This window comes from Rhizobium sp. 57MFTsu3.2 (assembly GCF_012932765.1).
Classification (GTDB): Bacteria; Pseudomonadota; Alphaproteobacteria; order Rhizobiales; family Rhizobiaceae; genus Rhizobium; species Rhizobium altiplani.
In genome coordinates this window covers 49,255-73,254 of the sequence record NZ_JDWI01000010.1, presented here as the reverse complement: position 1 = coordinate 73,254, position 24,000 = coordinate 49,255, and the positions used below count along the sequence as shown (strand labels likewise).

The window sequence follows — 24,000 nt, the reverse complement described above, 5'->3', positions numbered from 1 at the left end:
CATGTCCACGATTATCGAGAAGGCACGAGATCTCGACCAACTGCTGGCAACCGCAGTTGAAGACGACAAGGAAGCTGGCGTGTTCCGTTGCCGCCGCGACATCTTCACCAATGCCGACCTGTTCGAACTGGAGATGAAGTACATCTTCGAGAGCAACTGGGTCTATCTCGCACATGAGAGCCAGGTTCCTGATAACAACGACTACTACACGACCTATATCGGTCGCCAACCGGTCGTCATCACCCGCGACAAGGCCGGCGAACTGCATGCCGTGATCAATGCCTGCGCGCACCGAGGCGCGATGCTGTGCCGGCGCAAGCATGGAAACAAGGGCAGCTTTACCTGTCCGTTCCATGGCTGGACGTTCTCGAACTCAGGCAAGCTCCTGAAGGTAAAGGACGAAAAATCCAGCCAGTATCCAGCTCAATTCGCCAAGGACGGCTCGCACGACCTGAAGCGCGTGGCCCGCTTCGAGAGCTACCGAGGCTTTCTGTTCGGCAGCCTGAACGCCGATGTCGCCGAGCTTGAGGACTATCTCGGCGAGACCAAAATCATCATCGACCAGATCGTCGATCAGGCCCCCAACGGTCTTGAGGTCCTGCGTGGCAACTCGTCCTACATTTACGACGGAAACTGGAAGCTGCAGATGGAGAATGGCTGCGACGGATACCACGTCAGCTCCGTTCATTGGAACTACTCCGCCACCATGGGTCGCCGCACGGAAGAAGGTACCAAGGCGGTCGACGCCAACGGGTGGAGCAAGTCTGTAGCCGGCGTCTATGGCTTCGAAAACGGGCACATCCTTCTGTGGACAAACACGATGAACCCCGAGGTGCGGCCAGTCTTCAGCGGTCGCGACGAGATTGTCGCACACGTTGGAAAGGAGAAGGCTGACTTCATCGTCAACCAGACACGCAATCTCTGCCTTTACCCCAACGTGTTCCTGATGGACCAGTTCAGCACGCAGATCCGCGTGACCCGTCCTATCAGCGTCGACAAGACCGAGATCAGCATCTTCTGCTTTGCGCCGAGAGGCGAAAGCGAAGCCGACCGGACGCTGCGGATCCGCCAGTACGAGGACTTTTTCAACGTGTCCGGAATGGGCACGGCCGACGATCTTGAGGAATTTCGCGCGTGCCAGGCCGGCTATGCCGGCATCTCTGCGCTCTGGAATGACCTGTCGAGAGGCGCACCGCTTTGGATCGATGGCCCGGATGAGAATGCGAAGCGGATGGGCATCGAGCCGTTGCTTTCTGGAGAACGCAGTGAAGATGAAGGCCTGTTCGTTCGCCAGCACGAATACTGGGCCAAGGTCATGCGTGACGCCCTCTCGATGGAAAAGAGCGGAGGTGCGGCATGACCATTTCGTTTCCGGAAATCACCACGTCTTCGTACCAGGACATCTGTGCCTTCCTCTATCGTGAGGCAAGGCTGCTGGATGATCGGCAGTGGGATGAATGGCTGACCTGTTACACACCCGACGTGACCTACTGGATGCCGGCATGGGATGACGACGACCAGATCACCGACGATCCGCAGACCCAGATATCGCTGATCTACTATCCGAGCCGGGATGGTCTGGAAGATCGCGTCTTCCGGATCAAGACGGAGCGCTCCGGCGCTTCGACCCCGGAACCGCGCACCAGCCACAATATCACGAACGTCGAGATCCTAAAGGACCGTGGTGAGGAGGTCGATGTTCGCTACAACTTCCACACGCTGAACCATCGCTACAAGGTCACCGACCAGTTTTTCGGAACCATGTTCGTCACCCTTCGAAGGGCCGGCGGCGGGCTGCTGATCTCGGACAAGAAGATCGTGCTGAAGAACGACTACATCCGCCAGGTCATCGACATCTATCACATCTGAGGGCCGGCTCGTGCAACCGCGGCCCGGAGGAGGAGCCATGTGCTATAAGATCGCATTGAATTTTGAGGACGGCGTTACCCGTTTCATCGGATGCAACAGCGGCGAGAAGGTCCTCGACGCTGCCTATCGCGCCAAGATCAACCTGCCGATGGATTGTTCCGACGGCGTGTGCGGCACCTGCAAGTGCCGGGCTGAAAGCGGCAGCTACGACCTCGGTGACGATTATATCGAGGACGCCCTGACCGCGGACGAGGCGGAGAGCGGTTTGGTGCTCACCTGCCAGATGAGAGCGACATCGGATTGCGTTCTTTCAGTGCCGACGACCTCGCTCGCCTGCAAGACCGGCCATCAGAAGTTTGCGGCGACCGTTACTGCCGTGACTCCACACCAAGATGCTGCGATTGTCATTGAACTGGAAGTGGATACGGCATCCTCGCCGGCCTTCCTGCCCGGCCAGTACGTCAATATCGACGTTCCCGGCTATGGTCAGAGCCGCTCCTACTCCTTCTCTTCGGCGCCGGGCGACCAGCGTCTCGCCTTTCTCATAAAGCGGATTCCCGATGGTGCGATGAGCGGCTGGCTCGCCGGGGCAAAGCCTGGCGACAAACTTGACCTGATTGGTCCGCTGGGAAGTTTCTATCTGCGTGAAGTGAAGCGCCCGCTGCTGTTTCTGGCCGGCGGCACCGGGCTTGCTCCCTTCCTCTCGATGCTTGAAACGCTCGCCCGCGCTGAATCTGACCAGGCGATCCACATGATCTACGGCGTGACGCGCGATCTCGATCTCGTTCTCGTCGATGAGATCGAGGCTTATGCCGCCCGCCTGCCGAACTTCAACTTCACGACCGTCGTGGCCGAGAATGCCTCCAGCCACCCGCGCAAGGGCTGGGTAACGCAACACATGCCGGAAGAGGTTCTTCATGGCGGTGATGTCGACGTCTATCTTTGCGGCCCTCCGCCCATGGTCGATGCGGTGCGCAGGCACTTCGACGACAATGGTGTGAGCCCCAACAGCTTCTACTATGAGAAGTTTACGCCGAATGCGGTCGCGAAAGAGGCGGCATGACGATGACCGGCTATCGGGAACGCTTTGCTGGCAAGGTGATCGTCGTGACGGGGGCAGCGCAGGGCATTGGCCGCGCCGTGGCGCTGCGCGCTGCCGATGAAGGCGCTCGCGTAGTTCTGGTGGATCGTGCTGAGCTTGCGAGGGACGTGGCCCGCGAGGCGGGCGCCAATGCGGCCTCGTTTCTCGCTGATCTCGAGACCTACGACGGCGCGTTGGAAGCCATGCGCTTCGCCGCGGAAACCTTCGGCGGAATCGACATATTGATCAACAATGTCGGCGGTGCGATCCGAATGCGTCCCTTCGAGGCATTCGAGCCGGTGCAGATTGATGCGGAAATACGTCGATCCCTGATGCCGACACTCTACGGATGCCACGCCGTCATTCCACATCTGCTTGCGCGTGGCGGCGGCACCATCGTCAACGTGTCTTCGAACGCGACGCGAGGCATTCACCGCGTGCCCTATTCGGCGGCGAAAGGTGGGGTCAATGCTGTCACCCAGTCGCTTGCAATGGAATTGGCCGAACGGAACATCCGTGTCGTGGCGACAGCGCCGGGCGGCACTGAGGCCCCTGCAAGGTCTATCCCTCGGAACGCCGAAGGCGACACCAAGGAGGAAAAGGCCTGGATGGGCGAGGTCGTCGCGCAGGTAAAGCAATCGAGCTTCATGAAACGCTACGGCAGCATCGCCGAGCAGGCTGCGCCAATCCTGTTTCTGGCCTCCGACGAGGCCTCATACATCACTGGAAGCATACTGCCGGTCGCGGGAGGTGATCTCGGCTGACCACTTGTTCTTGAAAAATGCGTAGCAACTCGGGGAGGAGAAAATGCGCAACATCGATGTGAATGACGCAATAGACAATGCGCCCTTTGGAGCGTTTCAGTGGGCGGTCGTGGCGCTCTGCGCCCTTTTGCTTGTTGTCGACGGTTACGACGTCTTCGTGGCAGGCACGGTCCTGCCGACCTTGATCGCGGAGTGGGGCCTCTCAAAACCGCAGGCAGGTGCACTGCAGGCGTGGGCACTGTTTGGAATGATGTTCGGCGCGCTGGTCTTCGGGCCACTCGCCGACCGGATCGGTCGCAAGAAGGGCATTGCCATCAGTTTCATCCTGTTCACCTCGTCAACGCTTTTGACGGGATTTGCGAGTTCACCGTTCGAGTTTCAGATCTTCCGCTTCATCGCGGGATTTGGGTGCGGTGGACTGATGCCAAACGCGGTTGCCCTCATGAACGAATATGCGCCGAAGCGGCTTCGGGGGACGATGGTCGCCCTGATGTTCTCCGGCTATTCCGTCGGCGGAATGGTCGCGGCGGGGCTCGGTATCGAGATGATCCCGCATTATGGCTGGAAGCCGATGTTCTTTGTCGCTGCGGTTCCACTCGTCGTATTGCCGATCATTCTATGGAAGCTTCCTGAATCGCTTGGTTTCCTCATTCGCCAAGGGCGCCAGGAACAGGCCAGGACGATTTACGCGAAGGTGGTGCCGGCGGCGTCGCTTACACCTGCAGATCGGCTGGTCTTTTCGGAACACAAAGGCGCGTCTGCATCGGTTTCCGAACTGTTCAGGCATCAGCGTACGCTTCGCACTCTGATGCTGTGGGTGTCGTTCTTCTGCTGCCTGCTGCTTGTATACCTGCTTTCGTCGTGGCTCCCGAAGGTGCTCCAGGAGGCCGGCTATGCAGAGAAGGCGAGCCTGCTTAGCCTGTTTTCGCTGAACTTCGGCGGCATGGTCGGCGCCATAGCGGGCGGCTGGCTAGGCGACCGGTTCGGCCTCGCCAAGGTTGTCATCGGTTTCTTTGCGGCCGCGTCAGCGTCCATCGCCCTGATCGGGTTCAACCTGGCGCCGGCGCTTCTTTTCCTGATGGTGTTCGTCGCGGGCGCCACGACGATCGGCACCCAGATCCTGCTTTATGCAAGCGTCGCCCAGCTTTACAATCTTTCCGTCCGCTCGACCGGCCTCGGATGGGCGTCAGCGGTCGGCCGCATCGGAGCCATCGTTGGCCCGACCTTGGGCGGCGTCCTGCTCGGACAGAACCTGCCGCTACAGCAGAATTTCCTGATTTTCGCCCTTCCCGCTGCTGTCTCGGCCGTGGCGATGGTGGTGTTCGCCCTCAGCAACAGCCGAAGAACCGCTTCAGTTCCGGCTGTCGCAGCTTAAGTAGACGTCGCGCGGCGTTCTTCCGCGCGACCCCTTGGCCCGGATCTCGGGCCGTCGTCACCGCCTTGATCGGAATCTTGATCGAATGCCATTTCTCGACCTACCCACCCACCGCCTCCATTTTCGGCTCGATGGCACTGATGACACTGCCTCCAGCAAGGAATGGCTGGTGTTTTGCAACTCGCTCGGCACGGACTTGCACATGTGGGACGAACAGGTCAGCGAACTCGCCGACGATTTCAGGATCCTGCGTTATGACCGTCGAGGTCACGGATTGTCATCGCCACCACCTGCGCCCTACGCACTCGATGATCTCGGCAGCGATGTGATCTCCCTTCTGGACGCCCTCAACATCTCCCGCGCTCACTTTTGCGGTCTCTCCATCGGCGGCCTCACCGGACAATGGCTTGGGGTCCATCACGGACCTCGATTTGGAAAGATGGTGCTGTGTGCCACCGCCTCCAGAATCGGAACGGCCGAGGGGTGGACCGCAAGGATCGGTGACGTCAGGACAAACGGTCTCGCCGCCTTGGTGCCCGCTACGGCCGAGCGGTGGTTTACACCGGATTTTGCCGCCGCCAACCCAGGCGTGGTGACAGGCGTGCTCGACAGCTTCTCGAGGACTTCAGAAGAAGGCTACCTCGGCTGTTGTGAAGCACTGAGGGATGCAGATTTGAGAGAGGAGATTGCCTCGATTTCCAACCCGATCCTTGCCCTGTCTGGTGCCGACGACGCCGTATGCCCGCCCACCGATCTCGAGAGCATCGCGCACGGGGTGCGCGACGGCAGGCATGTTTCTTTACCCGGCCGCCATATCGTCAACGTGGAAACTCCACACCCTTTCAATTCGGCAGTTCATGACTTTCTGCGCCGGTAGAAGCCGGGTTGCGCCATCTCACTGGACGGCTCGGCGACGGGCGGCGATAGTCCCAAACAATGTGTTGGGAGGCTGGCAGATGGATCTTCGACAACTGAGATATTTCGTGACGGTCGCCCGCGAACGGAATTTTTCACGGGCTGCCGAACTGCTCCACATCGCCCAGCCGCCGCTTAGCCGGCAGATCCAACAGCTTGAGGACGAACTCGGCGTAGTGCTTGTCGATCGTAGCCAGCGGCCGATCGCCTTGACGGAGGCGGGCCGCTTTCTCTACGAACAGGCGACTCACATTCTTTTGCGAACTGAACATATCATCGAGCAGACGCGCAAGATCGGCAGTTCGAAGCGGGAGCGATTTGTTATCGGTTGCGTCGGCTCCACGCTATACGGCGGCATCCCGGACCTGGTTCGCCGCATGCGGCATCTCTGGCCCGACCTTGACATAGAAATCCGGGAGATGATGTCGACGGAGCAGGTCAGCGCCTTGAAAGAGCGGCGTATCGATCTCGGTTTTGGTCGCGTCAGATTCAACGATCGCGAGGTGGAGCGTCTGACGCTTCGTGAGGAGCGCCTTGTCGTAGCGCTTCCAAAGCATCACCCGTTGTCTGCGTCTGAAGAGCCTATAGACCTCGCATCACTGGCTCACGAAACGGTCATCCTTTACCCGTCCGTGCCGAGGCCGAGTTTCGCGGACGAAGTTATGTCACTTTTCGCCGAGCTCGGAATTGCGCATTCGCAGATCGAGGAAGTTCGCGAAATCCAAACCGCCCTGGGAATGGTCGCAGCCGGCGCAGGGGTTTGCATCATCCCGTCAGCGTCCCAACGACAGCGGCCGGACGACGTGTCATATCGCACAATTCGGGACGAGAAGGCAACCTCACCAGTAATCATGAGCTATCGGTACGATGAGCCAAATTCCAAGGTGGAACAGATTAAGAATTTGATCCGCGAGATGTACGCCGACAATCCTCCGTGGCTTCGGCTCTCGAATGTAAAACTCCCGAATAAACCCTGAGGCGTTCAGTCCCCGTGGCGCACGCTGTATTGAACGATGTGCCCATTTTTTGAGCCGCTCTTGGAACGCGGAACATAGAGTTCGATACGCATACCAATTGTCCGCACCAATAATGGGCGGCAGGTTGCTCGGAAAGAAATGTCCACGATTGCAAAATGTTCCTGCAGGTTGCCTTGAGCCGGTTGGAGTTGGTTTACAAGCGTGACGGCAGATTGCTTCCGTTCTGGGGACGCCACAAACTCGACGCGATCGAACGCCAGACTGTTCGAGCCACACTTGCGCAAATGAAACCGGGACGATCGCGGTGATGCAGCGCGATTGCGGAAGTCTCGATTTCGAAACGAGGTCGAACGCAGTTCGAGCCTGGTACCGATACTACGAGGTTCGCCCTGACGAGCGTGCGTCCACGGTCCTTTGCAATGCGGCCGTCCAGTTGTTCAACGAGGGCCATTCTACCGCGGACGACATCGCCGCGATGTTGATCGGCGCCTATGTTGGACTGTACTCCACCAGAGTGAACGCTCTGAGTTCGCATGCTATGGTCGGCTCACTGGAGCAAGATCGGGTTCTAGTCGAGCAGGTCGGGCGGCACCTTTCCGCCATTCGCGGACAACCGTTTCATCAGCGTCTTGTGCAGAAACGTGTTCATAGCCGCGCTATCGCTCTTGTCGCCCGAGTAGCCCAGCTCGGATGCCAGTTCCTTGCGCTCCTGCATGCTTGCGTCCATCCCCACGGCCTTCATCAGGTCGACGATCGAATGTCTCCAATCGAGTTTCTGTCCTGAACTCCTTGCGGCTTGATCGAGCACGTCCGCGATATCGATCGCGGGGGCCTGAGGCGGCGGAGGCGCACCAGTGGCCGGGTCGGTGACGATCGGCGGACGCTCGGCGATCTGATCCGACTGGGGTGCTCCTGGCCCCAGAGGCGGCACTGGATCAGCATCGGGCGCCGCTGGCGGTGTCAACGGGGAAGCGGAAGCCGCTTGAGCGGGCGTTGCTGCGTTGGCGTCGCCCAAAATCGCGTTGCGTATGCGTTCGAAAATGCTCATCGACTGACTCCTTATTCGCGGTGAAACAAAAACACGATCGGAGGCATTCTGTTCCGTTGGAGGAGTGCGAGACGCCGAGACGACAGAGCGTCGGCAGCCCTGCGAAAGGGCCGCCATTTCGAAAGAAGGTCCGGCTAGAGGTTCCGCAACAGCAAGCCGAGACCCCGCTTACCTTCATGAGGAAAGGTTGCTGACGAGCGTCCACGACTGTAATCCGCCTTCCGTCGACATCGCTGTGGAGGACGTGCCTAGAGTCCGATTTCCTGCGTTATCGCGTGGATCGACGCAACGCGCGTCTTCGCGGCCATCAGGATGTCCAGTTCAATCGATGACGGCCCGAAGCGATAGAACAGGTCCTCGGCCACGTCCGGATGAAGGCCGTATCGGCTCCGAAACTCCTCAAGGGTATAGGCGTTGCCACGCAACACCCGCCGGCGTTCAAAATGACGATCTGAATGCATTTCCCAGCTCCTCCTTTTCCTCGCGTCGAAATGATTGCGACGGCGGTTTGTTCCGCCAGATCTGGAGGTTGCGGGATTGAACTCACCGGATAGCCAAGGTTTCGCGCGCGTGCTACGACCTTGGGTCTGAGTGGGGGGCCACATGAAGCTGAAGCTTGTAGCGGTCGCAGCGGCGGCCCTCGCGCCCGTTGTCGCTATGCTCGTGTATAACGAGGTCGCGCTGCGTGCCCAGCGGAACGAAGAGGTGAGAGCCAACGCTGCGCAAGCCGCTCGTCAGGCTTCGTCAGAGGTCGACCGGATCATCGAAGGCGTCCGCGCCATGCTTGTCTCGGTGTCCGCCATGCCCGCCGTTCGTCATCTCGACGCCGCGAGTTGCAACGAGAGCTTGAAGTCTGTAGCGGAAAACGTTCCAAACGTCAGAACGATCTTCGTCCTCGATACAACCGGGAGCCCTGTCTGCAGCAGTCAGCAGATACCGGCCGGCACGACGTTCGCCGACCGTGATTATTTGAAGGGAGTCATCGTTTCTCGGCAGACGGTCGTTGGCACCTACACGATGAGCAGGATCTCGGATACGGCCGTGTTGCCGATCGCAATGCCGTTGATGGAAGGCGACAATCTAAAGGGAGTCGTGGTCACCGGCGTCCGGCTGGACTGGCTTCAGAACAGGATCACCGAGCGCGGCGTCTCCCCCGGCAATGCCGTGACGATAGCTGATGGAAAGGGGACGATCCTTGCGCGGGTGCCGTTTCCCGAACGGTTCGTCGGCACCGTCATTCCGGACAAATTCCAGTCGCTCATTCATGCCGACGAGCCTGGCGTCATCGATGTCACGAGCCAGGATGGTACCGAGCGGATCCTCGGATTCCGCCCGATCGCTCTGCCGGGCAGCCCGCTTTACGTCAGTGCAGGCTTCTCAAAGGAGGAGGCCTTCGCTCAGATTAACAGGTCGACACTCGCGAACATGCTTGGCATTGCGGGGGGAGTGCTGCTTGCTTTCGTCGCCGCGTTCTTCATCGGCAACAAGTTCCTGCTCGCGCCAATCGAACGCATCGCGGCGACGATGGACAGCTGGCGCAACGGCGAGACGAAGGCAAGGACAGGCATGAAGGGGTCCGATGAATTGTCCGCGGTCGGAGCGACGCTCGATGGCCTGCTGGAAGAACTCGACCGTCGCCGCCTCGAGAGCGAGCAGGTGGTTGAGGAGCGTGCTCTGCTGATGAGGGAGCTGGCGCACCGCGTCAAGAACGGCTTCACGCTCGTACAGGCGATATCCCGTCAGACCTTCTCGAAGGTGGAACCCGAACGCTACCGCTCCTTCTCCGAGCGCCTGACCGCGCTCGCCCGGACCTATGATTTGCTACTTTCGAAGGAGACCACGTCGTCGTCGGTGCGTGAAGTCATTGTGGCCGCAATGGAGGCTCATCTTGATGGCGGTTGCGAGCGCATTCGGCTCGAAGGACCCGACGTTGTCCTTGCCGCCGATCTCGCACTGCCGCTTTCACTCGTGGTGCACGAACTGGCAACCAACGCCACGAAGTACGGAAGCCTCTCGAACGAGACAGGAAAGGTTTCGATCGCCTGGCGCAAGGAGCGCGAACGGCTCGACCTCACCTGGACCGAAAGCGGTGGTCCTCCTGTCGGCGCGCCTGCCCGGAAGGGCTTCGGCTCCGTCCTGATCGAGCGAGCTTTCCCGTCGAGGGCGCGCTCGGTGTGCCGGACTGACTATCGCCCCGACGGACTCGTCTTCGAACTTTCGTTTACAACAACGGAACCAGAGCCGCGTTTGCAAGTTTCGACAAATGGAGCTGCGGAGCAGAGGACGTGAGAAAGAAGCCGAAGGTACCGATCGTCGAGGATCATTCGCCAACGAGGTGAGGAGCCGGTCTGATGACTGCGTTGCAATGTCGGTCGGAAGAGAAACTCGGGAGCGTTGCCTCCGGAGAGTCCCCAGTTTCTCTTCCTCTGGCGTTCGAGCAAGGCCAAATGGCTGCTCGGTCCCCGCGGCCCGCCATTTCGGGTCAGGTCGCGAGCCAGCCATGAATTGAATATTAGGCAAGAGCGAATTGATGGAAACGTATTCTTCGGCAATGGGTTAACGCCGGAGCGCAATCACGGGCTCAATGTCTTGCTTCCAGTTGGACTTGGGCTTGCGAATCCAGGGCGGATAACTAGTTACCTCGAGAAACACGCAATCGGAATTCCGCATGACCATCGACCTTTTAGAGCGTAGGCAGACCGAAGATCCGAACCGAAGCGAGGAGCAGTTTCGCGTGCTGGTCGAAGGCGTGATCGACTATGCCATCTACATGCTCGATCCGAACGGTCACGTATCGAGTTGGAATGCGGGCGCCCGCCGCATCAAGGGATACGAACCCGAAGAGATCATTGGTAGGCATTTCTCGCAGTTCTATACCGACGAGGACAAGGCCGACGATCTGCCAAGAAGAGCGCTAGAAATCGCCGCATCCGAGGGCCGGTTCGAAAGAGAAGGCTGGCGGGTCAGAAAGGATGGGACGCGCTTTTGGGCAGATGTCATCATCGACCCTATTCGGGCAGAAGACGGCACGCTCATCGGCTTTGCCAAGATTACGCGCGACATTACGGAGAGGTGACAGACGCAGGAAGCACGAGCGAGCACAGCTCGAACTCTTCCAGGCCCAAAAGATGGAAGCCGTAGGCCAGCTCATGGGCGGCGTCGCGCACGACTTCAACAATCTACTGATGGCCATTCTAGGCAGTCTCGAGATCGCGAAGAAACGGGCTCTCGCCGGTCAGGATCTGATCGAGAACGCCATCCAAGGGGCAAAACGGGGCGCGGCCGTGACACAGCGGCTGCTTGCCTTCTCCCGCAAGCAGGAACTCAAGCTTGAGCCGGTCGACGTGTCCGACCTCGTGAAGGGAATGGCGGGCCTGCTTCAGCGGTCGATCGGCCCGTCGATCGAAATTGTCACGAGTTTCCCGCTGGCTCTGCCGAAAGTTCAGGCCGACGCCAACCAGTCGGAGACCGCACTCCTGAACCTGGTCGTAAACGCACGCGACGCCATGCCTCTCGGGGGCGTCATCACGCTCTCGACGGCCGCGTAGGGATGACAATCGGAACAGTCCACGCGCTTCAAGGCGCTGAGCGATCCGTCGTGATCTTCTCGCCCGTCTACTAGATACATGCTGACGGTGGTTTCGTCGACGCTTCGCCAAGTATGCTGAACGTGATGGTCTCGCGGGCAAAGGACAGTTGTCTGGTATTTGCCGATATGGACGTTATGGCGGCCGCGAAAGCCGGGTCGCCAAGGGCTCTCTTCGCGGACTTCCTGTTCGCGTCAGAGCGGAACGCGCTTGAGTTTGCGGTCGAGCCGCGCGAGGACCTGAAGCAGGGGAGCGGTCAGATTCAAATGCTTCGAGATGCAGCTGGGCATCATGCCTTCCTGCTGAATGCGCTGTCTGAGGGTCGACGCCGCTACACCATCGTCAGCCCGTGGGTGATCGCTTCAACGATGGAACGAGTTGGAATCCTTGCGGCCTTCAACGCCGCCGTCCAGCGGGGCGCCGAAGTCGACGTGTTCGCTGATCCGCTGCTCAACCTCGGCCTAATCTATGAGCATGCCTTTTCGACCGCTTCCATCTGGGTCAATCCATCGGCAGCAGGGGGTTCGGCTGCACAAGCTCCCGAAGCTGCATAGCAAGATCGTAGCGATCGACACTGACCTTCTTTGCGTCGGGTCATACAACTGGCTCAGCGCCGATCGAGATGGTCAATACGCGCGCCACGAAACGTCGTTCGTTTATCGCGGACGGCATTTGGAGGAAGAGATCAGCACCATTGTTGGCAGCCTTCGCCGAAGAGAGGGGTAAAGGCCAGAACCTTGTTTATGGTGCAGCCATCCAGTTGAAACCGCGATGAGCGCTGCTCAAGATCCAGATCTGCGTAATGTAGGGGTCGCGGGTTCGTATCCGCTCAAGAACACCAAGCAAACTCGTACATGTATCCCTGTCCACGTCTAATGCCGATCCTGCGATCGAAGGCGGACGCCTATTCCTCCATCGGTAATCTCACCTTCACTCTGAAAGGTTATGCCTGCGGCCTCGAAGGTGAGCGTCAGACAGCGCGACGCCTAAAATCCAGGGCCGGGGATAAGGTGTAGCAAGGAGCCAAATTCCAAGACTTGGCTCCGAGTTGTTGTCGCTCGTTAAGGTGTGCTGTCAGAAGGTCAGCGAGTAGATGAAGGTCAACGCCTGCTGATGTCGGGCGCCGGTGAACCCGTCCTCTCGGGAATAAGCCACATTGAAGTATCCCGAGTTGCCAAAGCGGCGGCCGAAGCCAACTTTGGTGGCGAGGTAGTTTTCTTCGCCAGTATAGCTACCATAGGTGTTTTCGAATTCATGCTCGATGCCCACCTCGAACTGCGGCGACCAGGCACCCGGGTGGAAGACCGGTTTCTCGATCCGCAGCGAAGCGCCGGCCATGGCGTAGTTTATCGTATCGGCTTCCACCGCCGCGCCTAAGCTGTTCGTGGTGTCCTGTCTGTTCGTGAGGGGTCTTATCAGAGCTCTTCCTGTAGATCTTGAACATACAGCAAGACCCATTGGCCTTACCTTGCGGAAGGATTGGATTCCGACAGTCGCACAGGCTTATTTTCTGGAGCTTGTCGAGGTGCTCCGAGGTCAATCGGATGGTGATCTCGCTTCTGCTGCGCTCGCGCCTTGACCTGAACCAACTGCAAGCGACTACCGGGGCTTGATACAAAGCTTAATGGGTGGCGCTCATCGCACGAAGGGCGCCGCGGTTTCAATTCTCCTCGCTCAGAACAACCAGGCGCGCTCCTTTTTCGTCAACGTCACTTGTGATCGCGATGCGTTTCCCATCCGGGGACAGGAAGGCGGCGTTGAAACCTGATTTGACCTTTTCGTTGGGGAGCTCGATGACGCCGTCGTTTGAAACGGATGTATCGAGGCCGCCGTCTGACTTGAGAACGACTGCCGCTGGAGCGCCGCCATAATGCCCCACATTGACGGAGCGGCCATCCGGAAGCATTACGGCGTCGGCAATTGGGTCCTTCGCTCCTGTGCCCTCGCTCTGGATCGCCTGGCCTTATGCGTGCCATGGACTAAAAATGCCTTTACCAACTTGACGAACTTATCCATCTTTGCCATATAAGTACTTCTGTATGGAGGCAAGTTATGGCATCTCCCAAGGCAAAACCCAGCATCAAGGGCGGCTCGACCCGCAGGGATGGACCAGATAGGTCCATGGCTTTTTTCCTGGCGACAGGCGCCGGTGCGCTGCCGGAAGGCATGAGCGGCTTCAAAATCAAAGTTCCGGATAGTGCGACCAAAGTCCTGTCCGACAAGCCGAAGCGCGTGCAGACACTGCTGCAGCAATATGGTCAGGCCATTTCAAGGAGTCGAACCGCCGGCAGACGTGTAAGCTTCCGCGTTGACGTCGATCCAGAAGGCGAGATGGTCGTAACCCCGGTCGAAGACGACGCATTGGCCGCCCCTGCGCCATCTGAGGAGGACAACACCGCAGATGCTGGCCTTGAGCAAGCTCTTGCCGCAGCCCGGGCACGCGGACGCTCGAAAGCAGCAGAAATCCTCGAGCGCGCCGAAATGCTCAGCGCTGACGACTTTGCTCGCCTGCTCGGCACGACGCGGGTGACAATCAATACCAAGCGGCAAAACGGTCTTGTGCTCGGCCTCGACGGGGCCAAGCGTGGGTATCGCTTCCCCGATTGGCAGCTCGATTCCGATGGCAAGCCATTTGCTGCACTCCCTATCCTTCACGAAATGCTCGGTGGAGCCTGGGCAGTCTATCGCTTCCTGGTCCAGCCGCATGGTGAACTGGATGGTCTGACGGGTCGTGAAGCACTGGAGCGTGGACGGACTAAGCAGGTGATCGCGGTAGCGGAAAGCGTTGGGCGAGATTTCCGGTAAATGGGAAGTGCACTGCCGCCCGTCGGCTTCGAAACAGCACGCCTGCATCTACACGTCGTCGCGCCCGGCTCACGGTTCGGCCGCATCTACCTCGATAGATACCCTGATCCGCTCGGCTTCGGAAAGACACCGAGCCGCTTCAGCGATCCGCGGCGCCGCAAGCCCGCCAATCGCTTTGGGGTCCTCTACATGGGCGGCACCATCAAAGTATGCTTTCTCGAAGCCGTACTGCGAGACCAACGCGATGGCTCGATCGGCGATCTCCCCATTTCCGAGTCAGCGCTTCACAACCGACAGTACGCGCAGATCGAGGTGATCGACCCACTGACGATGATTGATCTGCGCGACGACGGAGCGATCAAGATGGGTGTGCCGACGGATGTGGCAAAATCCTCCAAGCAATCCCTTGCTCGCAAATGGGCTGTTGCATTCCATGAACATCGAGATCAGGTCGACGGCATCATTTATCCGTCAAGGCTAAACGGGCACACGAATCTTGCGGTGTTTGATCGAGCCATCGGGAAGCTGAAGGCAGTCGGCGCAACAAAGCTGATACGGGCGCCGGGTCTCGCGAATGTACTCGATGACCTGAACGTTGCGATTGTCGATCCCTGATTCATCGCCGCGTTTAGCGTTGCTCGATAAGTCATTTCTGACAGCCCATCCTCGACAGATCAATCCTGATACCCGCCGCTTCGATATCGTTTGCATTTTGAAGGCTCGGCCTCGCTTTCAGCCGGCGCGGCATCGGCAGGCTCTGGCTCCACTACCTTCGCCGTGTCGCTCGTGTCGGCGATAGTACCACCCGGGTCTTGAGCTTGAAACACGCCTTGGCCCTCGAACTGGCCTGTGTTCAAGGCGTAGGCCGCAAGTTTTTTTCCGGGATTAACTCGATCCGCGCGCTACGATGACGTGGCGGGCCAGCGTTCGAACCCGTCTAGCGCATGAGCGATCGGGATCCGCCCTCTGACGCTCCTGATCAGCAGGGAAAATTTGATGGATGCGGCTAGAGAACGTCCCCCCGAACGAGTCCCTGATTTCTGGATGCATGCTTCGAACGCATTTGGGGTTTCCTGACGCATCCAGAAAACCGGGATGATGCGAGCGCCGCAACCTTTAGGCCGTTCCGTCGTTCGGTGGGGAGGAGGATCTCCCCATGCTGGATATGGCCTACTCACGCGATCTCATGGTTGAACGGCATTTGCGTGGTCGTGGCCTTCGCGATGAGCGGTTGCTGGCGGCAATGGGAGGGATGGCACCGACCCGATCTTCCTCCGATCCGTAGTCGCCCGGCGTTGCCGGCGTTGATCAAAGAGGCAGCGGAACCGTTTAGCCAATTTCACGATCCGCACTTCGGCGATCTGTTCGACCGTTTCGCTGACAAGCACGTTGTCCTCTTGGGCGAGGCAAGCCACGGAGTGCCGCCCTGATGTGAGGCTTCTTGCATCGGATCCCGTAGTAAGAGGTACGTCTATCGACTCTTTACGTTTGACATCCATGTTTCAAACGGATTGCTTTTCTGACTACCTATGTTCGCGCGACCATTTAGCTCCACTCCATCCTGGAGGCCGTGCAGGATGGCGATCAGCCGTGGCGCCATCTCGCGAATCTCGCTCAGATGAATAGCCGTCAGCCGTTTGAGGACCGCTTCGGCCTTCTGGGTCAGCGCAAGCGTGTGGCGTCGCTTGTCGTTGGGATCGACTGTGCGCGACACATATCCCGCCGCCACCAGCCGGCCGACGAGTTCGGTTGTCGAATGCGGCGCGATCAGCAGCCGCTCGGCAAGCAGGCCGACCGACATCGCTTCCTCGCCGTTGTGGCCCTTGATGGCGAGCAGGGCCTGATGCTGCTGCGCCGGCAATCCTTCTTCGTGGGCGGCCGAGGCGCTGAAATCCATGAACTGGCGCAGTGCATGGCGCAGGTTGGACAGCGCCTCGTAATCGGCATCCGACAGATCGTCCATCTGCTTCCTGGCCATCAATCTCCTGCCGTTATTGGCTTGCCACCTGCAAGATCACTGCATCCATGCCGCCATCTCCATCCGCCGGTGATCCTGCAGCGCGCGCAGCGCCTGCATCAACTCCGGCGCCATTTCCCGGATCTCATAAAGATGGGCAGGCGTCAGTCGACGCAATAGCTCTTCCGCCTGATCTGTCAATCGAACAACGATGCGGCGCTTCGGCTTGATGACGACGGTCAGAAAGCCGCGGGCTTTCAATCCTTCCGTCAGTTCCGTGGCCGCGGCAGGCGCCAGAAACAGCTTCTCCGCGAGGCTGGAAACGCTCATTTCGCCACGGATCCCCAACCCCTTGATGGCGAGAAGCGCCTGATGCTCCGGTGGTGAAAGGCCGAGACGGCTGGCCGCCCCGGCGCTGAACTGGCGGAATTTGCGGATCCGGTATCTCAGATTGGCAAGTGCCTCATATTCGGTCTCTGACAGGGCTTCCTTGGGCATCGGCCTGCTCCTCAAAGCATGACTTGCATTAGATCGTAATACGATATATCTGGGCCTTCATTGCCAGCCTGTCAACAGGAACCCCCATGTCCCCACAAAATACCCACCGGCCGCATGATTTCATGGGCGGCCTTTCGCGGCGTGAAGCCGGAGACTTCACCACCGACAAGCGCGTCATCGCTCTGATCGGCATGGCGCTGATCGTCGGCACCGGCGGCGCTTTTGCCGCCTGGGTCCTGGTCAGCCTCATTTCGCTAGTGACCAACCTTGTCTGGTTCGGCCGCCTTAGTACCCATGCCGTCTCGTTGGCAGCGGCCCCGCGCTCGGTCTGGATGGTGGTAATCCCGGTTCTAGGCGGTCTTGTCATTGGCTTGATGGCTCGTTTCGGCTCGGAGAAGATCCGCGGCCACGGCATTCCTGAAGCAATCGAGGCGATCCTGATCGGCGGCAGCCGGATGTCGCCAAAGGTGGCGATCTTGAAGCCGATTTCCTCGGCAATCTCGATCGGAACGGGCGGCCCTTTCGGCGCTGAAGGCCCGATCATCATGACTGGCGGCGCGATTGGTTCGCTCTTTGCCCAATGCTTTCACCTGAGTTCGGCAGAGCGCAAGACGCTGCTGGTCGCCGGTGCCGCGGCAGGCATGACTGCGATCTTTGGTTCGCCGATCGCCGCGATCATGCTGGCCGTTGAACTGCTGCTGTTCGAATGGAAGCCGCGCAGCTTCATTCCTGTCGCCGTCGCCGCCTGCGTGTCGATCTGCTGGCGCCCTTTCCTGTTCGAAGCCGGTCCTCTCTTTCCAAGACAATTCCACATGGATCTGCCCTGGTGGGGTATCCTGCTCTGCGCCGGAATGGGCATCCTCTCCGGCCTACAGTCGGGCATCCTGACAACGCTTCTTTACAAGATTGAAGACCTGTTCGAAGCGCTGCCCATCCATTGGATGTGGTGCCCGGCGCTGGGCGGGCTGATCATCGGGTTTGGCGGGCTCATAGAACCGCGAGTTCTCGGCGTCGGCTACGATATCATCGATGGTCTCCTGAACAGCAGCCTGCTGCCGCAAGCGGTGCTGACAATCCTGCTGGTCAAGGCGGCGATCTGGCTCGTGGCGCTGTCATCGGGCACCTCGGGCGGCGTGCTGGCGCCGCTCCTGATTTTCGGCGGTGCGCTCGGCTGGCTTGTCGGACTTGTTCTGCCGGGCGATCCGGGCTTCTGGGCGCTGCTCGGCATGGCGGCGATGATGGGCGGCACGATGCGGGCGCCGCTGACTGGCACTTTCTTCGCCGTCGAACTGACCGGCGATGTCCAGGCGCTGCTGCCGCTGCTGGCGGCAACGGTGGCGGCCTACGCGGTCACCGTTCTCCTGCTGCGCCGCTCGATCCTGACGGAAAAGATCGCCCGCCGTGGCCAGCACATCACCCGCGAATATGGCATCGATCCCTTCGAGTTTGCCCGCGCCCGTGACATCATGATCTCCAAGGTCGATAGCCTCAGGGCCGATATGACCGCCGGGGAGGCGATCGATTTCTTTACCACGCGATCGAAGACACACCGGGTCTATCCGGTAGTCGATGACCTAGGCATCCTCAAGGGTCTGATGTCGCGCGGTGACGCTCTGCGCTGGCAGCAGGAACGTGTGGAGCGCAGTCAGCCGCTCGCCGATCTGGTGTCCGATAATTCCGTGCCGCTTGCTCACCCCGATGACACGGTCGGTTACGTTGCCGATCTGATGCTGGTAACCGATGCCGGCCGCATTCCAATCGTCGATCCCGATAACGGCCAGCTCGTCGGCCTCGTAGCCCGCAAGGACCTGTTGAGGCTCCGTCATTCCCTAAGAACAAGCGAAACGGAGCGGCGGCCGTATTTCGGACGCGCCGTCGGTTCGGGACGCGAGGTGCCTACGAGATGATCAGCTCTGACGTTAAAAGGGGCGATTTCCATCCACCATTTAACAAGGTTCTTCGGTTGTCGCGGCCATCGCCTGGTTCTTCAGAACGTGGCTGTGACAATTATATAGGTCGTCTAGGAATCTCCCGGCCTGGTGACACTCTACCGCATTCACGGTGTGCGTTGATGTTGTCGCCGAACGCGCTTCGTCTGAGAATTTCGGACCTGTGGCAAACTTCCGCGTCAGTCAGCCGCCGCGTCAATTGTCTTTCCGTTGGTAAACGCGCTCGTGCCGGGTGGCGGAATGTCATCCTTGAGAAAGGCGATGCCGGACCGAAGCCCGCGTTGCCGTTGGCGCGAGACGCGACCGGAGGACGATCAGATCGATTACTTGGAGTAGTAGTCTGTGATCAGCACCAGGTACCGTGCGAAATAATGGTTTCACTCTCCCCTGACGTGTGGCATTCTGCAGCTTATATCAATTACTCAACGAGTGGTTGATAATCCCGCTTCGGCAACATATTTCGATCTCGGAGAGCCCATGACTTCAGTTCCCCTTTCGCCTGACGCAACAGATACGAGGCGACGCGTTTTTGCAATCATGGCGAGTGCTTCGGGCAACCTTGTTGAATGGTATGATTTCTATGTCTACTCGTTCCTAGCACTCTATTTCGCGTCGGAGTTTTTCCCGGAAGGCGACGCGACCAGTCAATTACTGAATGCTGCTGCTATCTTTGCTGCGGGCTTTCTCATGCGGCCGATCGGGGGGTGGTTGTTTGGACGCATTGCGGACCGGGTGGGCCGCAAGCGTGCGATGCTGATTTCGGTTACGATGATGTGCGGCGGATCCTTTGTTATCGCCATTTTGCCAACCTACAGCTCGATCGGCGTCTTCGCGCCGCTTCTGCTCCTTCTCATGCGCCTCATCCAGGGGCTTTCTGTGGGCGGCGAGTATGGCACGACCGCGACCTATATGAGTGAGGTAGCGCTTGCCGGTCGCCGCGGCTTCTTCGGCTCATTTCAATATGTCACCCTGATCGGCGGCCAGCTGCTCGCCGTGCTCGTCCTTGTCATCCTGCAGCAGTTCCTTGACGAAGCGCAGCTGCGTGCGTGGGGTTGGCGCATTCCCTTTGCCATCGGCGGTGTGGCAGCCGTGATCGCGCTCTATCTGCGAAGCTCGCTTCAGGAGACGTCGACTGAAGAGACCCGCACCATGCAGGAGGCGGGAACGCTGAGTGGCCTCCTGCGCAACCATTTGCGCGCGTTTCTCATCGTCGTCGGCTACACTGCCGGGGGATCGCTGATTTTCTACACGTTCACCACCTACATGCAAAAATACCTCGTCAATACCGCCGGCTTCGACAAGGAGGTCGCAAGCCTGACGATGACGACGGTCCTTTTCGTCTACATGCTGATGCAGCCGCTCTTCGGCGCCATGTCTGACAGGATCGGCAGGCGCAATTCCATGCTTCTATGGGCCGGCCTTTCCATTCTGACGACCGTTCCATTTCTAACCGTCATCGGGCGCACCACAAACGCATTCAGCGCCTTTTTCCTCGTGACGGGCGCCCTTGCAGTCGTCAGTCTCTACACGTCCATCAGCGGTATCGTGAAATCGGAAATGTTCCCGGCACAGGTAAGAGCACTCGGTGTCGGCTTCGCCTATGCGATCGGCAATGCGCTCTTCGGCGGAACGGCGGAGTATTTCGCGCTTTGGTTCAAGTCAATCGGTCACGAGAGTTGGTTCTTCTGGTACGTGACCGCAATGATGGTCATTGCGCTCGTCGCCGCTATTCTCATGCCCGATCCCCGGAAGAAAGGCTACCTTCAGGGTGAAGGGATGATAGATTGATCTTGACCGCGCGACATCGCCTATACCTTCTCGTCGTCGAGAAAAGTGAAGTCGATCGTAGGCGCCGTTTGCCTCGCTCGCGCGCGTCTTGCCATTTCGAGTAATACCGCCGTGACACAGATGCCAACAATGCGCCTTTGCAGTCATTGAAGAAAACAATCTATCCTGTATCGTCGCTGGTACAGGAAAAAGTGTCACTTTCAGCGATGCCTTCGATACCTTTGCCATTTGTCATATCCCTTCTTCTTTGCCTCATCCTCTTTCGGACGATGCGGCAGGCGGAATATAAACTCGGTCTGTTTTCTCTGCTCATTGCAACGTTTGCCGCTCAGGCGATCCTGTCGGGGTTGAATTGGAACCTCGGTTGGTATCCTGCGCGTCTCATTCAGCCGGTCGTGGCGGCGATCCTCCCAGCTCTATGCTTTGCCGCGTTCAATCAGCTGCGACGCGATAGGCTCGCAACGTCCAACGATATCCTGCCACACCTGCTGCCTGCGATCCTCGTTGCCATTCTGGTCACCCTATGGCGTGCTCCAATCGATATCGTTCTTTTTGCCACTTACCTCGGCTACGGCCTTGCACTTCTCAAGATTGCCAAAGAGGGGCCGGACGCGCTTTCTTCTGTACGCGTCGCTGATGAGTGGACTGCTCACAAGGCGCTTGTCGCAGTGGCGGTTATGCTGGTCGTGACGTCCTTCATCGACGCCGTTGTGGCGGTTGATTTTTTCCTTGGAAAGGGCGAGCAGGGCCGAATGGTTCTTACGGTTGCGAGCGTTTTATGGCTGGCCATTGCCGGTTACGCCGCCACTGTTGCGGACAATGCCCGTCCCGGTGATGAGGGGAATGCGCTTTCGGAGGATTTCGACCATTCCTCATCCGCACAGCAGGTTCCTTCGGACGCTATGGAGGATAAAGCGATAGCAAATCACATCGATGCATTGATGCGGGAACAACATCTTTATCGTGACCCAGACCTGACCTTACAGCGTCTCGCAAGGCGCTCAGGTATTCCAGCACGCCAGATTTCCGGCGCTTTGAACAGAACCTACGGTCGGAACGTTTCGCAGGTGGTGAATGAATATCGAGTGAGTGATGCCAAACAGCGGCTGGTGACCACACGCGATCAGATAACGGCAATCATGCTGGAGGCGGGGTTTGGTACAAAATCAAATTTCAATAGAGAATTCCTACGGGTCACGGGCATGACCCCGAGCCGCTATCGGAACACTGGTGGCGAGACGTCTGCCGCGCCCGAACTGCCCAAAGAAGCTTCCATTCGATAGCCCCGCGTGAGTTCAAACGCCGATGCGCGATACGTCCTAAATCGTGATCTTGGACGTGCGAAATCGTGATCTTGGGCGCGTCGCTCTTCAATCCGCGACAAGTTCCGACATAACCCACGGCTATGAGGAGCTTCGAGGAAAATGCTGATCAAAATCGTTGCAATGTTCTGCGCCAGCGTCCTTTCAATGGCGATAGCGCAGCACTCAGCCGCAGACAGTGCACTCGTCGGCGTCCGGCAGATCACAGCGCCCTCCAAGGAGCGAGGCACTGAATTTCCCGTGACCGTTTGGTATCCGGCCGACGCTGGTGGCAAGCCTGTCACGCTCGGCGAAAGTCAGTTCTTTTACGGAACGGAAGCCATGCTCGATGCCCCTATTGCGCACGGAAGACACCCTTTGATTTTGCTATCTCATGGCGCAGGTTTGGGGGGAACTCCCCAAGCGATGAGTTGGATTGCAGCGCCCTTGGCCAAGCAAGGGTTCATCGTGGCAGCTCCTCTTCATTTCGGGAACGGAGGAGCCAACAGGTCAGCAGCCGAAACGGTGAAGCTTTGGCTTAGGCCTGCGGATATCAGCGCAACGCTCGACGCTTTGGAAAAGCAACCGGTTTTCGAAGATCACCTTGAGCCCAAAAAGACGGGTGTGCTTGGGCTTTCGATGGGCGGGAATACAGCCTTGGCTTTGGCTGGTGGTCGTATCGATCCAATCCGTCTGGGGAGTTACTGTGACACCGATGCTCTCAATCCTTCACTTTGCGGATGGGTAAAACAAAGTGGCGTTGACCTTCATGCGATGGACATGAAACTTGCTGATCGCGACAATCGCGACAGGCGGATTGAGTTTGCTATGGCAATCGACCCTGCTCCGGTAGATGTCTTTCAGATCGAGTCTTTTTTGAAGGTTTCGATCCCCGTCGAGATAATAAACCTTGGCCAACCTGGAACGATCCCCCGGACGTTGCTCGCCTCGGGAATCGCAAGGGTCATTCCCGAAGGCGGGTATTTCATGTTAAAGGATGCAAGCCACTATAGCATGTTCGGAGTGTGTATGCCGGATGCGGCCGAGATGGCCAAGTCCGCAGACATCGAGGAGCCCATTTGCACGGACGGCGATGGGCACTCACGCCGCGAAATCCATCAGGAACTGGTAAATTTGGTCATTGAGGCTTTCGATCAAAGGCTCAAAACGGAGCGCTAAAACGCGTCGTCCGTTGTTTGATCCAGGTTCTCGAATCGGCTGATTTGTGATTCATGGCTGGAAGGAGACCGATCATGGGCAATTCCCACCCGATCAAGTTGCGTTCCCGTGTTATTGCATTCGTTGAAGAGGGCAACACTCATCGCGGACGTCCCCTCATTTGCGGGTGTCGGCTCGATTTGTGAATAGCCTTGCTGTTCTGAAGCGAGAGACGAGCTCTCTGTCGCCGAGACGACAGGTCATATTGGCGGCGGCACGTTGGGCGACCACGGTTCGTAGTTTCGGGAACGTGTGGCTGAGAAGGGTGATTTGACGATTGACGAATTGTGCATGGAGCTAGCCGAGCGCGGCATCATGCTTCTCGGGACGTCGGTTCGGACGGGCACCCGAACTTTGAAAGGTCGCGCTGTTGGATTATCCCGGAGGTCGATTGTGGAGAATACAACGCACCCGAATTCCCTGCATATAGTCGCCTCCTTTGTGAGGCCGACTCCCATCAAGGTGACAAATATCGTTACCGCGAGCCGAATGTGCCGTTTGCTTTCGCCAGCGCTTCGATCATGACAACTAATCTGGCAAGGTCCTCTTGATGCAGTGCTTTTAATGCTGCCGATATCCGTTCTTGAAAAACCTCGTCGGCGCTTCGAACGCGTTCCTCGTTACCAAGCCCGAGCAGTTCGTCCACGGAACTCCCCAAAATAGTCGCGATCCGGACAAGCGTTGCAAGATCGGGCTCGCGTGCCCCACTGACGTAGTTCCCGTACCGTCGGTCGCTCAGGCCAGTTCGCCTTGCTACTTCAGCATTTGAGATTCCGAGCTGTTCGGCACGTCGTTTAAGATTCGCGGAAAATGGTTCCATACCACATTTTGTTCATGACAAGCCCAACGGGTCCATGTACGATACGTT

Annotated in this window: 22 protein-coding genes and 1 pseudogene; 16 read left to right on the top strand and 7 right to left on the bottom strand. The window is 58.5% G+C overall.

Annotation, left to right across the window (positions count from 1 at the left end; all coding sequences use genetic code 11):
• Position 1 precedes the first annotated feature (1 nt).
• The 7 genes from AF71_RS13090 (at position 2) to AF71_RS13060 (ending at position 6,981) form a co-directional block, all read left to right on the top strand.
• A complete protein-coding gene (locus tag AF71_RS13090) occupies positions 2-1,360 on the top strand; it encodes a Rieske 2Fe-2S domain-containing protein (protein ID WP_169681629.1) in 1,359 nt (452 codons plus the stop codon).
• Entirely contained in the window at positions 1,357-1,869 is a 513-nt protein-coding gene (gene benB / locus AF71_RS13085) for a benzoate 1,2-dioxygenase small subunit (RefSeq protein WP_169681627.1), read from the top strand. The genes AF71_RS13090 and benB overlap by 4 nt, the downstream gene beginning before the upstream one ends.
• 37 nt (positions 1,870-1,906) lie before the next feature.
• A complete protein-coding gene (benC, locus tag AF71_RS13080; RefSeq protein WP_169681625.1) occupies positions 1,907-2,932 on the top strand; it encodes a benzoate 1,2-dioxygenase electron transfer component BenC in 1,026 nt (341 codons plus the stop codon).
• Positions 2,929-3,714 carry a benzoate diol dehydrogenase BenD gene (gene benD, locus AF71_RS13075; protein WP_210258252.1) on the top strand — a complete coding sequence of 262 codons (786 nt, stop codon included), beginning with the start codon at positions 2,929-2,931 and terminating at the stop codon, positions 3,712-3,714. Before benC ends, benD begins: the two co-directional genes overlap by 4 nt.
• Before the next feature lie 43 nt (positions 3,715-3,757).
• A complete protein-coding gene (locus AF71_RS13070) occupies positions 3,758-5,089 on the top strand; it encodes an MFS transporter (RefSeq protein WP_169681623.1) in 1,332 nt (443 codons plus the stop codon).
• 85 nt (positions 5,090-5,174) lie between these two features.
• The gene (gene pcaD / locus AF71_RS13065; RefSeq protein ID WP_169681621.1) at positions 5,175-5,966 is read left to right on the top strand and encodes a 3-oxoadipate enol-lactonase; all 792 of its coding nucleotides are present in this window, start codon (positions 5,175-5,177) and stop codon (positions 5,964-5,966) included.
• Positions 5,967-6,045: 79 nt separating this feature from the next.
• Positions 6,046-6,981 carry a LysR family transcriptional regulator gene (locus AF71_RS13060; protein WP_169681619.1) on the top strand — a complete coding sequence of 312 codons (936 nt, stop codon included), beginning with the start codon at positions 6,046-6,048 and terminating at the stop codon, positions 6,979-6,981.
• A gap of 568 nt (positions 6,982-7,549) precedes the next feature.
• Here the strand turns inward: AF71_RS13060 and AF71_RS13055 are convergent.
• Together AF71_RS13055 and AF71_RS13050 are read right to left on the bottom strand one after the other, a co-directional pair.
• Positions 7,550-8,029, bottom strand: a complete 480-nt coding sequence (locus tag AF71_RS13055) for a DUF3597 domain-containing protein (RefSeq protein ID WP_169681617.1) — start codon at positions 8,027-8,029, stop codon at positions 7,550-7,552.
• Between the two features lie 248 nt (positions 8,030-8,277).
• Positions 8,278-8,490 (bottom strand): hypothetical protein, encoded by a 213-nt coding sequence (locus AF71_RS13050; RefSeq protein ID WP_169681616.1) that lies wholly within the window; start codon positions 8,488-8,490, stop codon positions 8,278-8,280.
• Positions 8,491-8,632: 142 nt separating this feature from the next.
• Between AF71_RS13050 and AF71_RS13045 the strand changes: the two genes are divergently transcribed.
• From AF71_RS13045 to AF71_RS13035, 3 genes and pseudogenes are all read left to right on the top strand, one after another.
• Positions 8,633-10,318, top strand: coding sequence for a cache domain-containing protein (locus AF71_RS13045; protein WP_169681614.1), 1,686 nt, complete (start codon positions 8,633-8,635; stop codon positions 10,316-10,318).
• A gap of 376 nt (positions 10,319-10,694) precedes the next feature.
• Positions 10,695-11,562: pseudogene (locus AF71_RS13040) on the top strand (PAS domain S-box protein); the annotation flags it as partial.
• Between the two features lie 128 nt (positions 11,563-11,690).
• Positions 11,691-12,170 (top strand): hypothetical protein, encoded by a 480-nt coding sequence (locus AF71_RS13035; RefSeq protein WP_169681612.1) that lies wholly within the window; start codon positions 11,691-11,693, stop codon positions 12,168-12,170.
• Between the two features lie 520 nt (positions 12,171-12,690).
• Here AF71_RS13035 and AF71_RS13030 read toward each other — a convergent pair.
• Positions 12,691-12,981, bottom strand: coding sequence for a hypothetical protein (locus tag AF71_RS13030; protein WP_169681611.1), 291 nt, complete (start codon positions 12,979-12,981; stop codon positions 12,691-12,693).
• A 295-nt stretch (positions 12,982-13,276) separates the two neighbouring features.
• Complete coding sequence (locus AF71_RS13025; RefSeq protein ID WP_169681609.1) at positions 13,277-13,522, bottom strand: PD40 domain-containing protein; 246 nt, start codon at positions 13,520-13,522, stop codon at positions 13,277-13,279.
• 260 nt (positions 13,523-13,782) lie between these two features.
• On the opposite strand from AF71_RS13025, the gene AF71_RS13020 reads away from it, so the two are divergent.
• Positions 13,783-14,421, top strand: a complete 639-nt coding sequence (locus AF71_RS13020) for an XRE family transcriptional regulator (RefSeq protein ID WP_169681768.1) — start codon at positions 13,783-13,785, stop codon at positions 14,419-14,421.
• Entirely contained in the window at positions 14,422-15,036 is a 615-nt protein-coding gene (locus AF71_RS13015) for an RES family NAD+ phosphorylase (protein WP_169681607.1), read from the top strand. It abuts the gene before it with no gap.
• Between the two features lie 856 nt (positions 15,037-15,892).
• On the opposite strand, the gene AF71_RS13010 is transcribed toward AF71_RS13015, so the two are convergent.
• Together AF71_RS13010 and AF71_RS13005 are read right to left on the bottom strand one after the other, a co-directional pair.
• Positions 15,893-16,384 (bottom strand): MarR family winged helix-turn-helix transcriptional regulator, encoded by a 492-nt coding sequence (locus AF71_RS13010; RefSeq protein ID WP_246733649.1) that lies wholly within the window; start codon positions 16,382-16,384, stop codon positions 15,893-15,895.
• A gap of 51 nt (positions 16,385-16,435) precedes the next feature.
• Positions 16,436-16,876 carry a MarR family transcriptional regulator gene (locus AF71_RS13005; protein ID WP_169681603.1) on the bottom strand — a complete coding sequence of 147 codons (441 nt, stop codon included), beginning with the start codon at positions 16,874-16,876 and terminating at the stop codon, positions 16,436-16,438.
• Positions 16,877-16,962: 86 nt separating this feature from the next.
• Between AF71_RS13005 and AF71_RS13000 the strand changes: the two genes are divergently transcribed.
• The 4 genes from AF71_RS13000 (at position 16,963) to AF71_RS12985 (ending at position 23,093) form a co-directional block, all read left to right on the top strand.
• Positions 16,963-18,783, top strand: coding sequence for a chloride channel protein (locus AF71_RS13000; RefSeq protein ID WP_169681601.1), 1,821 nt, complete (start codon positions 16,963-16,965; stop codon positions 18,781-18,783).
• Between the two features lie 519 nt (positions 18,784-19,302).
• On the top strand, positions 19,303-20,613 hold the full coding sequence (locus AF71_RS12995) for an MFS family transporter (protein ID WP_169681599.1): 1,311 nt from the start codon (positions 19,303-19,305) through the stop codon (positions 20,611-20,613).
• Between the two features lie 137 nt (positions 20,614-20,750).
• Positions 20,751-21,896: an AraC family transcriptional regulator gene (locus tag AF71_RS12990; RefSeq protein WP_246733642.1), complete on the top strand. Its 1,146-nt coding sequence runs from the start codon at positions 20,751-20,753 to the stop codon at positions 21,894-21,896.
• 141 nt (positions 21,897-22,037) lie between these two features.
• Positions 22,038-23,093: a dienelactone hydrolase gene (locus tag AF71_RS12985; RefSeq protein WP_169681597.1), complete on the top strand. Its 1,056-nt coding sequence runs from the start codon at positions 22,038-22,040 to the stop codon at positions 23,091-23,093.
• 514 nt (positions 23,094-23,607) lie between these two features.
• Here the strand turns inward: AF71_RS12985 and AF71_RS12980 are convergent.
• Positions 23,608-23,952 carry a helix-turn-helix transcriptional regulator gene (locus AF71_RS12980; protein WP_169681595.1) on the bottom strand — a complete coding sequence of 115 codons (345 nt, stop codon included), beginning with the start codon at positions 23,950-23,952 and terminating at the stop codon, positions 23,608-23,610.
• Positions 23,953-24,000 lie beyond the last annotated feature (48 nt).